The organism is Streptomyces sp. NRRL S-37, from assembly GCF_000721605.1.
Taxonomy (GTDB): domain Bacteria; phylum Actinomycetota; class Actinomycetes; order Streptomycetales; family Streptomycetaceae; genus Streptomyces.
The window spans coordinates 55,949-68,411 of sequence record NZ_JOIZ01000021.1 but is presented as its reverse complement, the minus strand read 5'-3'; the positions used below and the strand labels follow the sequence as shown (position 1 = coordinate 68,411).

Annotated in this window: 11 protein-coding genes; 1 reads left to right on the top strand and 10 read right to left on the bottom strand. The window is 70.3% G+C overall.

Features of this window, described 5'->3' with window-relative positions; translation table 11 throughout:
- The 5 genes from IH50_RS0128895 to IH50_RS0128875 form a co-directional block, all read right to left on the bottom strand.
- Positions 1 to 846, bottom strand: a complete 846-nt coding sequence (locus IH50_RS0128895; RefSeq protein WP_030868574.1) for a carbohydrate ABC transporter permease — start codon at positions 844 to 846, stop codon at positions 1 to 3.
- Positions 847 to 875: 29 nt separating this feature from the next.
- A complete protein-coding gene (locus IH50_RS0128890; RefSeq protein ID WP_051767485.1) occupies positions 876 to 1,865 on the bottom strand; it encodes a carbohydrate ABC transporter permease in 990 nt (329 codons plus the stop codon).
- A complete protein-coding gene (locus IH50_RS0128885; RefSeq protein WP_030868566.1) occupies positions 1,862 to 3,154 on the bottom strand; it encodes an extracellular solute-binding protein in 1,293 nt (430 codons plus the stop codon). The genes IH50_RS0128890 and IH50_RS0128885 overlap by 4 nt, the downstream gene beginning before the upstream one ends.
- Positions 3,155 to 3,379: 225 nt before the next feature.
- Positions 3,380 to 3,661, bottom strand: coding sequence for a DUF3039 domain-containing protein (locus tag IH50_RS0128880; RefSeq protein WP_030868565.1), 282 nt, complete (start codon positions 3,659 to 3,661; stop codon positions 3,380 to 3,382).
- A 30-nt stretch (positions 3,662 to 3,691) separates the two neighbouring features.
- Complete coding sequence (locus IH50_RS0128875; protein ID WP_030868563.1) at positions 3,692 to 4,264, bottom strand: YqgE/AlgH family protein; 573 nt, start codon at positions 4,262 to 4,264, stop codon at positions 3,692 to 3,694.
- Between the two features lie 254 nt (positions 4,265 to 4,518).
- Here IH50_RS0128875 and murA point away from each other — a divergent pair, with 254 nt between their 5' ends.
- Positions 4,519 to 5,865, top strand: coding sequence for a UDP-N-acetylglucosamine 1-carboxyvinyltransferase (murA, locus tag IH50_RS0128870; protein WP_030868561.1), 1,347 nt, complete (start codon positions 4,519 to 4,521; stop codon positions 5,863 to 5,865).
- A 154-nt stretch (positions 5,866 to 6,019) separates the two neighbouring features.
- Here the strand turns inward: murA and IH50_RS0128865 are convergent, their stop codons facing one another.
- The 5 genes from IH50_RS0128865 to IH50_RS0128845 form a co-directional block, all read right to left on the bottom strand.
- Entirely contained in the window at positions 6,020 to 6,301 is a 282-nt protein-coding gene (locus IH50_RS0128865; RefSeq protein ID WP_004987462.1) for an HU family DNA-binding protein, read from the bottom strand.
- A gap of 335 nt (positions 6,302 to 6,636) precedes the next feature.
- Positions 6,637 to 8,055, bottom strand: coding sequence for an NAD-dependent malic enzyme (locus tag IH50_RS0128860; RefSeq protein ID WP_030868557.1), 1,419 nt, complete (start codon positions 8,053 to 8,055; stop codon positions 6,637 to 6,639).
- Between the two features lie 397 nt (positions 8,056 to 8,452).
- Positions 8,453 to 10,750 carry a HelD family protein gene (locus tag IH50_RS0128855; RefSeq protein WP_030868555.1) on the bottom strand — a complete coding sequence of 766 codons (2,298 nt, stop codon included), beginning with the start codon at positions 10,748 to 10,750 and terminating at the stop codon, positions 8,453 to 8,455.
- Between the two features lie 247 nt (positions 10,751 to 10,997).
- On the bottom strand, positions 10,998 to 11,759 hold the full coding sequence (locus IH50_RS0128850; RefSeq protein WP_078914137.1) for a zf-HC2 domain-containing protein: 762 nt from the start codon (positions 11,757 to 11,759) through the stop codon (positions 10,998 to 11,000).
- Positions 11,760 to 11,824: 65 nt separating this feature from the next.
- Entirely contained in the window at positions 11,825 to 12,409 is a 585-nt protein-coding gene (locus IH50_RS0128845; protein WP_004930798.1) for a sigma-70 family RNA polymerase sigma factor, read from the bottom strand.
- Between the last annotated feature and the right edge of the window lie 54 nt (positions 12,410 to 12,463).

Here is a 12,463-nt window from a genome sequence, read left to right as displayed (position 1 = left end):
TCAGTCCTTTACCGCGCCGCCCAGTCCGGAGACCAGACGTCGCTGTACGAGTACGAAGAAGACCAGTACCGGAATCGTCATCACCGTGGACGCCGCCATGACGCCGCCCCAGTCCGGCTCGTCGGGTTTGTAGAAGACCAGCAGCGCCATCGGCAGGGTCGACTGCGAAATGTCGCTGATGATGAAGGACTTGGCGAACAGGAAGTCGTTCCAGGTGGAGATGAAAGAAAACACGCTGGTGGCCACGAGGCCCGGCAGGACGAGCGGGAAAAGGATCTGCCAGAGAAAGCGCGCGCGGCTCGCTCCGTCGATGTAGGCGGCCTCCTCCAGCGCCTGTGGAACGGCCTTCACGAACCCCCGCAGCATCCAGATCGCGAAGGGCAGGGAGAACGCGATGTGCGGCAGGATCAGCGACCACAGCGTGTTCAACTGGCCGAAGTCCCGCATGACGAAGAACAACGGGATGGTCAGCGCCTCCACGGGCACCATCTGGGCCACCAGAAACATGATCAGCAAGGTGGTCCGCAGCCGGAACCGGAATCGCGTCACGGCGGTCGCGGCGAGAAAGGCGATCAGCGCGGAGGCGATCACCACGGCGAGAGCGACGACGACGCTGTTGAGAAAGTACCGGCCGAATTCCTGCTGTCCGAACACCCGCCGGAACGAGTCCAGTGTGGGCGCGAGCGTCCAGGGCCGCGGCTCGGCCGACTCGATCTCCCCGGCCGGTCTGAAGGCGCTCAGCACCATCCAGTACAACGGGAAGGCCACCACGGCGGCGGTCAGCAGCGCCGCCGCCTCGGCCGCCGCCCGCCCCGGACGCCGTACGAACCGGCGCACAGGATTCACCCGGGGTTTCCCGTTCCGGCTCACAAGGCTCACAGTTCCTCTCCTTGGCGGCGCAGCAGTCGCAGGTACACCAGCGTCACGACGAGCAGGATCAGCAGCATCACCACGCCGATCGCCGCGCCGAGGCTGTACTGCGAGGACGCGAACGCCTGCTGGTAGGCGTAGACGTTCAGGACCAGGTTCTGGCCGGCGATGCCCCCGCCGTTCGTCATGACGTAGATCTGGGTGAAGACCTTGAAGTCCCAGATGACCGACTGGATGGTGACGACGACCAGGATCGGCCGGAGCATCGGGGCGAGCACCGAGCGCCAGATCCGCCACTGCGAGGCCCCGTCCAGGGAGGCGGCCTCCAGCACCTCGGACGGTACGGCGCGGATCCCGGCGTAGACCGTCACCATCACGAACGGGAAGGAGCACCAGACCACTTCGAGCAGGACGAGGAAGAAGGCGCTGAACCTGCCGTACGTCCACGAGTGGTCGCCGAGTCCCAGTACCCGGTTGACCGGCCCGAAGTCGGCGTCGAAGAGGAACAGCCAGACCGTGGACCCGGTGATCGCGGGGGTCGCCCACGCGCCGAGCGCGGCCAGCATCAACGTCAGCCGGGGCACGGCCCGCACGCGGGTGAGCAGCACGGCGAGCGCACACCCCACAGTCAGCGTGCACACCACACAGGCAGCCGCGAACACCACGGTGGCCAGCAACACCTGCCAGAACTGCTCATCGGCAAAGAGTTCGGCATAGTTCCCGAACCCTTCGAAGGTGGTGGGCTCACCGCCACTGACCTGGGCTTGGGTGTAGTGAAAGAGCGAAATCAGCCCGAGCTGATAGACCGGGTAGGCGAGCAGCCCTCCAAGGACGACAAGAGCGGGCGCGAGATACAGCCAGGGTGCGCTGGAGCGTCCCCGAAAGGGGCGCGGGGCTGTACTGGATCCGCGGCTGCCGCCGCGTGGGCGCGAGGAACCACGGACCACCCGCACCCGCCCGGGCTTCACAGCCCTCGAGCTCGTAGGCACGGTCATCCGGCGGATCCGAACGCCTCGTTCATCTTCTTCGCCGCGTCCGCCGAGGCGGCGGCCACGCTCTTCTTACCGCTCACGACCTCCTGGAACATCGTCGGCAGCACCAGCGACGAGTCGATCCGCGCCCACGCCGCCGACGCCGGCACGAACTTCGTGTCGGCCGCCAGCGTCTCGACGAACGGCTTCACGAAGGCCTCCTTCGCGGCCACCTGCTCCCGCACGTCGGAGAAGGTGGGCAGGAACCCCATGCCCTCGAAGAGCGCGCCCTGCGCCTCCTTCGAGGCGAGCCGCTTCATCAGGTCGACGGCGAGGGTGCGGTGCGAGGTGGACTTCAGCACGCCGAGGTTGTTGCCGCCGGCGAACGCGGGGGCGATGGACCCGGCCTCGACGCCCGGCAGCGGCACGACGGCGTACTTGCCCTTGACCTTCCCGGCCTCGACGGCCGCGTGGCTGAAGTCGCCGCCGATCGCCATGGCGGCCTTGCCCGCGGCGAAGGCGGTCACCGTGTCGTTGCCGCCCATCCCGGCGCACTTGGCGGCCGGGCAGTTGTCGTCGCCGAAGAGGGAGGTGTACGCCTCGATGCCCTTGCGGGATGCGGCGCTGTCGATGGCGGAGGCGTACGAGCCCTCCTTGCCGGTGGCGAGTTCGCCGCCGTGGGCCCAGATGAAGGGCATCGCGCCGTAGGTGTAGGCGCCGCCGACCGCGATGCCGTACAGCCCGGGTCTGGCGGTGTGGATCTCCTTCGCGGTGGAGATCAGTTCGGCCTGGGTCTTCGGGACGCCGAGGCCGAGTTCGTCGAAGACGTCGGTGCGGTAGTAGAGCGCGCGGACGCCGACGAAGTACGGGGCTCCGTAGACCTTGCCGTCGACGGTGACCGACTGTCTGGCGGTCGGGTCGGTGTCCTCGGCCTCGTCCCAGGCGCCGAACTCCTCGGTGATGTCGGCGAGTCCGCCGTCCTTCACGTAGCCGGCGGTGTCGGTGTTGCCGTACTCGATGAGGTCGGGCGCGGACTTCGGGTCGTTGAAGGCGGCCTTGATGCGCTGGGCGCGGGTCTCGACGGGGATGTACTCGACGGTGACGTCGGTGTCGTCGTGCGCCTTCTCGAACGCGGCGAGGACGGAGTCGACGACCTGTTCCTTGGGCTTGTTGTTGACCTCCTGGAAGAGCCAGACGCGGAGGGTGCCGGTCTTCTCGTCCTTGTCGGAGGAGGAGGTGCCGGAGGTCTGGGGTGCGCAGGCGGCGGTGGCGAGGACGGCCGCGACGACGGCCAGGCGGGCGGACAGCTTCATGGAGTAGCTCCTCCGAACGCGTTGCAACATATGCAATGGCGATTTCGCTGTGCACAACACACCGGAGGTTAGGGACTGGGTGAACCGCACCACAAGAGGTCTCCACCACTCCGTGACCGGCGGAAGCGCCCTGCGCAACGCGCGGACAGCACAAAGGCCCCCAGGGCACGCAAAGCGCGCCCCGGGGGCCCGAGAGGACCGGACCGACGGAGGGGAGAGGACGGACTACTTGTCGCCCTTGCCCTTGCCGTCGTCGCCGGCGCCCATGGACTCGTAGATCTCCTTGCACATGGGACACACCGGGTACTTCTTCGGGTCGCGGCCGGGCACCCACACCTTGCCGCACAGCGCCACGACGGGGGTCCCGTCGAGGGCACTCGCCATGATCTTGTCCTTCTGGACGTAGTGGGCGAAGCGCTCGTGGTCACCGTCGCCGTGGGAGGTCTGCGGCGTCGGCTCGACGAGGGTCCCCGTACCAGTCCCGCGCTCGGGCTCAAGAGTGCTCATAACTGCCAAGGGTACTGAAGCCCGCACGCATCAGTTGAGCGAAGGGTCGTCCGGATACGTGGCCACCATCGCCAGCTCGTTGCGCTGGCGGCGCAGCACCTCGCGCCAGAGCCGCTCCGGGGACGGGGAGGAGACGTCACCGGGCTCCGACTCCACGACGTACCAGGCGCCGTCCACCAGCTCGTCCTCGAGCTGGCCGGGCCCCCAGCCGGCGTACCCGGCGAAGATGCGCAGCGAGCCGAGGACGGAGGCGAGCAGCTCCGGCGGGGCCTCCAGGTCGACCAGCCCGATCGCGCCGTGCACCCGGCGCCAGCCCAGCGGCGCGGCCTCCGCGGCCGTACCGCCGGGGACGACGGCGACCCCGAGGGCCGAGTCCAGCGACACCGGGCCGCCCTGGAAGACGACACCCGGTTCGCCGGCCAGGTCCCCCCAGCCCTCCAGGATGTCGCCCACGTCCACCGGCGTCGGACGGTTGAGAACGACACCGAGGGAGCCCTCCTCGTCGTGGTCGAGGAGGAGCACCACCGCGCGGTCGAAGTTCGGGTCCGCCAGGGCGGGAGTGGCCACGAGCAGCCGCCCTGTGAGCGAGGACACCTCGGTCATGCCAGACATGATCCCGCATCTCGCTCCCGCGTGGGGAGGCAACGGGGGTACGCGAGTGAACGCAGCTCAGGGCGGACCGGAGCACGCCCGGCGCACGACGGGGGCGGTGACCCCGTGTGCCCGGCCGCAAACGCTTCGTGTTGTGACAGACCCATGACGTTCCGGGGCCCTGTCCGGGCTTACGGAAGGGGGGCCGGGGGCGATTACCCTTTCCCTTCTGGCCCCTGCCCCACTCCCCACGGAACGCGAGATTCATGACCGTCAACGACGTCGATGACGTACTGCTTGTCCACGGCGGGACCCCGCTGGAGGGCGAGATCCGTGTCCGCGGTGCGAAGAACCTCGTACCGAAGGCCATGGTCGCCGCGCTGCTGGGCAGCGCACCGAGCCGTCTGGGCAACGTGCCCGACATCCGCGACGTCCGGGTCGTACGGGGTCTGCTGCAACTGCACGGCGTGACGGTCCGTCCGGGCGAGGAGCCCGGCGAACTGGTGCTCGACCCCACGCATGTGGAGAGCGCCAATGTCGCTGACATCGATGCCCACGCCGGGTCCTCGCGGATCCCGATCCTGTTCTGCGGCCCGCTGCTGCACCGGCTCGGGCACGCGTTCATCCCGGGTCTCGGCGGCTGCGACATCGGCGGCCGGCCCATCGACTTCCACTTCGACGTGCTGCGGCAGTTCGGCGCGACGATCGAGAAGCGGGCGGACGGCCAGTACCTGGAGGCCCCGCAGCGGCTGCGTGGCACCAAGATCCGGCTGCCGTACCCCTCGGTCGGCGCGACCGAGCAGGTGCTGCTGACGGCGGTCCTCGCGGAGGGCGTCACCGTGCTGTCCAACGCGGCGGTGGAGCCGGAGATCGAGGACCTGATCTGCGTCCTGCAGAAGATGGGCGCCATCATCGCGATGGACACCGACCGGACCATCCGCGTCACCGGTGTGGACAAGCTCGGCGGTTACACCCACCGTGCCCTGCCCGACCGCCTGGAGGCCGCCTCCTGGGCGTCCGCGGCGCTGGCGACCGAGGGCAACATCTACGTCCGCGGCGCCCAGCAGCGCTCGATGATGACGTTCCTGAACACCTTCCGGAAGGTCGGCGGCGCCTTCGAGATCGACGACCAGGGCATCCGATTCTGGCACCCCGGCGGGCAGTTGAAGTCCATCGCGCTGGAGACGGACGTGCACCCGGGCTTCCAGACGGACTGGCAGCAGCCGCTGGTGGTCGCGCTGACCCAGGCGACGGGCCTGTCCATCGTCCACGAGACGGTCTACGAGTCCCGGCTGGGCTTCACCTCCGCGCTCAACCAGATGGGCGCGCACATCCAGCTCTACCGCGAGTGCCTGGGCGGCTCCGACTGCCGCTTCGGCCAGCGCAACTTCCTCCACTCGGCGGTCGTCTCGGGCCCGACGAAGCTCCAGGGCGCGGATCTGGTCATCCCCGACCTGCGCGGCGGCTTCTCGTACCTCATCGCCGCCCTCGCCGCCCAGGGCACCTCCCGCGTCCACGGCATCGGCCTGATCAACCGCGGCTACGAGAACTTCATGGAAAAGCTCGTGGAACTGGGCGCGAAGGTCGAACTCCCGGGCAAGGCCCTGGGCTGACACAAGCCGCCACACGAACGCCGATGGGGCGGTCACCCGAGTTCGGGTGACCGCCCCATCGGCGTAAGCGAAAGCGCCCCGAAGGGGCGCGGGGAACTGCGCGACCAGCCACAGCCGGCCCGCAGTTGCCCACGACGCTCTTAAAAAGGCAAGGTCACTTGCCCTTGGCGGCTTCCTTGAGCTTCGAGCCCGCCGACACCTTCACGCTGTACCCCGCGGGGATCTGAATCGGCTCACCGGTCTGCGGGTTGCGCGCGGTGCGCGCGGCCCGGTGGGTGCGCTCGAAGGTCAGGAAGCCGGGGACGGTGACCTTCTCGTCGCCCTTGGAGACGATGTCGCCGACGACCTCGGCGAACGCGGCCAGCACGGCGTCGGCGTCCTTGCGGGTCACCTCGGCGCGGTCGGCCAGCGCGGCCACCAGCTCACTGCGGTTCATGTTGTTACTCCCGTGTTCTTCTTGCCGTTGAGGCGTGCCACGCGGCGGAGCCGCATGTCGGGCACGGCCAAGCCGATGCTGCCAGGTTCCTCGGTGGGTCCCCGGACCCGGGTCCCTCGTCGGACCCTCGCGCCCAGGGACGCATCCTGCCTCTACCTGCGGCGGTAATGCCAATCCGGCACCCGCAGGAGTCGTGAGAACACCCCGGGGAGTCACACGAAGAGCGCCACGGCCCGGCCGCCACCATAGAGGGCGGCCAGGATCTCCGGGTGCCCCGACGCGCCGTTTCCAACCGGCCGTGGTGATCCTCACAGCCCTCATGGCGTCCCCGTGCCCTACGAGGCCGACGCCCCCGCCGCCTTCGCCGCGTCGCGCACCGCGCCGGCGACGGCGCCCGCGACCTTGTCGTTGAAGACGCTGGGGATGATGTAGTTCGGGTTGAGCTCGTCCTCGGTGACCACGTCGGCGAGGGCCTGGGCGGCGGCGAGCATCATCTCGGTGTTGACGGTGCGGGACTGGGCGTCGAGCAGGCCGCGGAAGACGCCCGGGAAGACCAGCACGTTGTTGATCTGGTTGGGGAAGTCGGAGCGGCCGGTGGCCACAACGGCCGCCGTCTGGCGGGCGATTGCCGGGTCCACCTCGGGGTCGGGGTTCGCGAGCGCGAACACGATCGCGTCCTCGGCCATCGCGGACACGTCCGTGCCGTCGAGGACGTTCGGGGCGGAGACGCCGATGAAGACGTCCGCGCCGCGCACGGCCTCCTTGAGGGTGCCGGTGAGGTTCTCGGGGTTGGTGTTGTCGGCGATCCAGCGCAGCGCGGAGCCGGGGGCGGCGTCGACGAGGTCGGCGCGGCCGGCGTGCACGACGCCGTGGATGTCGGCCACCACGGCGTTCTTCACCCCGGCGGCGATCAGCAGCTTGAGGATGGCCGTGCCGGCGGCGCCGGCCCCCGACATCACGACGCGGATGTTCTCGATGGCCTTGCCGGTGACCCGCAGGGCGTTGGTCAGGGCGGCGAGGACGACGATCGCGGTGCCGTGCTGGTCGTCGTGGAAGACGGGGATGTCCAGGGCCTCACGCAGCCGCGCCTCGATCTCGAAGCAGCGGGGGGCGGAGATGTCCTCGAGGTTGATGCCGGCGAAGCCGGGGGCGATGGCCTTGACGATCTCGACGATCGCGTCGGTGTCCTGGGTGTCCAGGCAGAGCGGCCAGGCGTCGATGCCGGCGAACCGCTTGAACAGGGCCGCCTTGCCCTCCATCACCGGCAGCGCGGCCTTCGGGCCGATGTTGCCCAGGCCCAGCACCGCCGAGCCGTCCGTCACGACCGCAACGGAATTGCGCTTGATGGTCAGGCGGCGGGCGTCCTCGGGATTCTCCGCGATCGCCATGCACACGCGGGCCACGCCGGGCGTGTAGACCATGGACAGGTCGTCACGGTTGCGGATGGGATGCTTCGACGCCATCTCGATCTTGCCGCCGAGGTGCATCAGGAACGTACGGTCGGAGACCTTGCCCAGGGTGACGCCCTCGATGCCGCGCAGCTGCTCGACGATCTCGTCGGCGTGCGCGGTGGAGGAGGCCGCGATGGTGACGTCGATACGGAGCTTCTCGTGGCCGGACGCGGTGACGTCGAGGCCGGTCACCGAGCCTCCGGAGGACTCCACGGCGGTGGTGAGCTGCGATACGGCGGTTCCGCTCGCGGGCACCTCCAGCCGGATCGTCATCGAGTAGGAGACGCTGGGCGCCGTTGCCATGGCCGACTTCCTCTGCTTTTACCGTGTCGCTGAACGTGCGGTCCGATCGTCGCACCTACCCCTGAGTACGCGGTAGCCGCCCCGGATTGCGGACGTTTTGTTCATCGGATCGTGCCGTCCGGCGGAAGATTTCTTCCCTCGCACGAGAGGGATCCGGACGACGGGAGAGACGCATGTCACACAAAGAGGCCCGCGTCACGACGCGTGACGCGGACCTCTCGAACGCTTGAGTGACACCGACCCGCCATGCTCGCCTCGCGGCAAGTGGTCGCTCGAAGCGACTAAGGTTGGGCCCGGGGGCTTGGATCGGGCCGGTGCCACACCCAGGCTAACAAACGGATCCGGTATGGCCATTCCCGTGGCGCAACCGGTTTTTCCGAACGCCCCCGATCGCCTCTCACTCCCTCAGCAGATCCGGCACCCCGGCCGCGTCCGGCTCGTCGCGCTCCGCCGAGACCACGGTGAGCTGCTGCGTGGCCCGGGTCAGGGCGACGTACAGGACCCGCAGGCCGGCCGGGGACTCGTCGGCGATCTCCGCGGGGGAGACGACGATCGTCGCGTCGTACTCCAGGCCCTTGGCCTCCAGGCTGCCGAGCGCCACCACGCGGTCGCCGAGCCCGTCGAGCCAGCGCCGGGCCTCCTCGCGGCGCTGCATGGCGACGACCACGCCGACGGTGCCGTCCACGCGCTCCAGCAGCCGGGCCGCCTCCGCGCGCACGGTCTCGCCCAGCGGGCCCTCCGCGACGGAGAAGCGCGGCTCGACGCCGGTGGAGCGCACCGCCCTCGGTGACCGCGACCCCGGCATGGCGAGGGCGAGCACCTTCGACGCCAGTTCGGCGATCTCGGCGGGGTTGCGGTAGTTCACGGTGAGCTCGAAGCGGCGGCGCGGGCGGGTGCCGAGGGCCTCGTCGCGGGCCTGGGCGGCTTCGTCGGGGTCGGACCAGGAGGACTGGGCCGGATCGCCCACGACCGTCCAGGTGGCGTGCCGGCCGCGGCGGCCGACCATGCGCCACTGCATCGGGGTGAGGTCCTGCGCCTCGTCGACGATGACGTGCGCGTACTCGACGCGCTCCTGGGCGAGCCGTTCGGCCCGCTCCCGCTGCGTCTCCTCGCGCACCGGCATCAGCTCCTCCAGGCCGGTGAGCTGGTCCAGCGGGTCGAGCTCGCGCTTCCTGCGGGGGCGGGCCGGGGCGCCGAGGATCGCCTGGAGCTCGTCGAGCATCGCGATGTCGTGCACGGAGTGCCCGTCGCGCTTCAGCGCGCGGGCGACCTTGCGGACCTCGCCCGGGTTGAGGATCCGCCGGGCCCAGCGGCCGAGGCGCCGCTCGTCGGCCATGGCGTCCAGGACGGCCGCCGGGGTCAGCTCGGGCCACCAGGCGTCGAGGAAGGCGATGAAGTCGTCCTCGGTGGTGACGTCCTCGTCGAAGGAGGAGCGCAGTTCGGCGGCGAGCTGCGGGTCGGTGTGCCGGTTCCCGGCGCCGGAGCGCTCCCACAGGGCGTCCAGGAGCAGCTTGCGGGCGCGGGGGCGCAGCAGGTTGACCGGGGCGGTGCCGCCGAGGGCGGTGCGGCGGATGTCCGCCAGTTCCTCCGCCTCCAGTTCCAGGCGCCGGCCGAAGGCGACGACGCGCAGCCGCTGCGGTGCGTCGTGTCGCTCCAGCGCTCCGCGCGCGGCCTTCCGCAGCACCTTCAGCATGCGGTACGAGCCCTTGGCGCGGGCCACCGACGGGGAGTCGTACAGCGTGGCCTCGGCGCCGTCGACCAGCGAGCCGATGGCGCGGATGGCGACCTGGCCCTCCTCGCCGAGCGAGGGCAGCACGCCCTCGGTGTAGGCGACGAGCAGCGGGGTGGGCGAGACGATGAGAATGCCGCCCGCGTACCGGCGCCGGTCCTGGTAGAGGAGGTAGGCCGCGCGGTGCAGGGCGACGGCGGTCTTGCCGGTGCCGGGGCCGCCCTCGACGTACGTGACGGAGGCGGCGGGGGCGCGGATCACCAGGTCCTGCTCGGCCTGGATGGACGCCACGATGTCCCGCATGGTGTGCGTACGGGCCTGGCCGAGCGCGGCCATCAGGGCGCCGTCGCCGATCACGGGCAGCTCGCGGCCGTCCAGGGACGCGGTCAGCTCGGGGCGCATCAGGTCGTCCTCGACGCTCTGGACCCGGCGGCCCTTGGAGCGGATGACGCGGCGCCGCACGACCCGGCCGGGGTCGACCGGGGTGGACCGGTAGAAGGGGGCGGCGGCCGGCGCCCGCCAGTCGATGACCAGCGGGGCGTAGTCCTCGTCCAGGACGCCGATACGGCCGATGTGCAGGGTCTCGGCGATGTCGGCGGTGTTGTCGGGCCGTACGGCGCCCTCCGCGGGCTCGACGGCGGTGTACGCGCCGTCGGGGCCCTTCTTGCCGTCCTTGCCGGGCAGCAGGTCGATCCGGCCGAAGAGGAAGTCCTCGTACTCGTTGTTCAGCCGGTTGAGGTGGATGCCGGCCCGGAAGACCTGGGCGTCCCGTTCGGCGAGGGCACCGGGCGTGCCGACCTGGCCGCGCCGGGCGGCGTCGCGCATGAGGAACTCGGCCTCGTGGATCTTCTCCTCGAGGCGCAGGTACACCCGGTCGAGGTGTTCCTGTTCGACTCGGATCTCCCGGTCGCGAACGGAGTCGTGAACCGGATCGACCGCGGTTTCCTGTTGAGCCTGAGCGGCCACCGGGCCCCCTTCTGACGTGCTGGGCAGCCGTCAACCGTACGCGAAGGGGACCCCGGTCGGCTACGGGACCGCCCTCGCGGATCCCGCGGGGCCCGGCACGTGCTCCCTCCGGAGGGGAACCCCGGCCGCGTCGTCGCCGGCCGCCGGCGCCCTCACGCCCGCGCCCGGCCGTGCTCGCGCGGGGGCGATCTCGTCGCCCCCGCGCGAGCGGTGCCGGCCGGAACCGCGGTTCTCCTCCGGGCGGGCCCTACGCGTCGACCTCGACGAGCAGCTCACCGTCGAAGGTGATGAACTGGAAGTGGTCGATCTCGTTCGGCGCGAAGGCGGCGCCGCCCTGGACGTACAGGGGCTGCCTGGCCTTGTCCGTCTTGGCGTCGGGCAGGCCGTATCCCTCGCCGGGCACGGACCAGGAGTTCACCGTCTCGCGCTCGCCGTTCTTGCCGACGGCGACGAGCGAGCACTTCTGGGGGCCCTTGACGTTCTTCAGCTCCGAGACGATCTCGGTGCCCCAGAGCTTCTTCTCCAGGGCCACCGTCGCGGTGACCTGGGTGGTGGGGTCGGTCGCCATGATCTTGTCGGAGCTCTTGTCGAAGGCCTCCTTGGCCGGGTTGGCCGCGAGCGTCTGGTTGGTACCGCTCCCACCACCCCCTTCGTCGCCCCCGCCGCTGGCCGCGACGGCCACGAACGGCCCACTGACGATCAGCGCGCCGGCGGCCGCCACCATGTAGAAGTTGCGGCGGCGCTTGCGCGCGCGGCGCTCGGCCACCTCGTCGACCAGCTTCTCCACCACGCGCGGGGAGGGCCTGGCGGACAGCGACTCGCCCAGCGCGGGCGTCCCGGTGCCGGGCAGGTCCGCGAGCGCGGCCAGCATCGGTTCCATGCCGGCGAGCTCGTCGAGCTGCTGGGCGCACCACTCGCAGGTCGCGAGGTGCGCCTCGAAGGCGGTCGCCTCGGCGTCGTCGAGGATGCCGAGGGCGTAGGCGCCGACGGTCTCGTGCTCGTTCGGCACCGGTGATCCCTGCATGGGACCAGACATACCCGTGCCGCCCTCTCCGTATCCCCCGTAGACCCTCGTCACGCCGTCACCCCCCGCTCCTCCAGAGCCAGCTTCATCGACCGCAGGGCGTAGAAGACCCGGGAGCGGACGGTGCCGCTGGGTATGCCGAGTGTCTGCGCCGCCTCATTGACGGTACGCCCCTTGAAGTACGTCTCGACGAGTACCTCCCGGTGAGCCGGGGTCAGGTCGTCGAGTGCGTCCGACAGCGTCATCAGCCACAGCGCCTTGTCGATCTCGTCCTCCGCGGGGATGACCTCCAGCGGCGACGGATCGACCTCCTGCGGCCGGGCCTGCCGGCTGCGGTGGCCGTCGATGACGATGCGCCGGGCGACCGTCACCAGCCAGGGGCGTACCGAACCGGTCGCCCGATTGAGCTGACCGGCGTTCTTCCAGGCACGGATGAGCGTTTCCTGAACGACGTCCTCGGCGCGCTGCCGGTCTCCGGCGACCAGCCGCAGGACGTAGGCCAGCAGAGGTCCGGCGTGCTCGCGGTACAGCGCGCGCATCAGCTCCTCGTCTGGTTCCGAGGGCTGTGAGGACATGCGATGTCGGGCCCTCGCTCCACGTTCATTGGCCACGGCCGCATCCTTGCGCACGCCCACCTCCGGTGTCCGGGGGATCCCCCAGTCGGTCGCTCGACAACCGGTACGGACGTC

Coding starts and splice junctions, on each gene's coding strand:
- IH50_RS0128890 (WP_051767485.1), bottom strand. CDS start 1,865: ATGACCGTGCCTACGAGCTCGAGGGCTGTGAAGCCCGGGCGGGTGCGG.
- IH50_RS0128885 (WP_030868566.1), bottom strand. CDS start 3,154: ATGAAGCTGTCCGCCCGCCTGGCCGTCGTCGCGGCCGTCCTCGCCACC.
- IH50_RS0128880 (WP_030868565.1), bottom strand. CDS start 3,661: ATGAGCACTCTTGAGCCCGAGCGCGGGACTGGTACGGGGACCCTCGTC.
- IH50_RS0128875 (WP_030868563.1), bottom strand. CDS start 4,264: ATGACCGAGGTGTCCTCGCTCACAGGGCGGCTGCTCGTGGCCACTCCC.
- murA (WP_030868561.1), top strand. CDS start 4,519: ATGACCGTCAACGACGTCGATGACGTACTGCTTGTCCACGGCGGGACC.
- IH50_RS0128865 (WP_004987462.1), bottom strand. CDS start 6,301: ATGAACCGCAGTGAGCTGGTGGCCGCGCTGGCCGACCGCGCCGAGGTG.
- IH50_RS0128860 (WP_030868557.1), bottom strand. CDS start 8,055: ATGGCAACGGCGCCCAGCGTCTCCTACTCGATGACGATCCGGCTGGAG.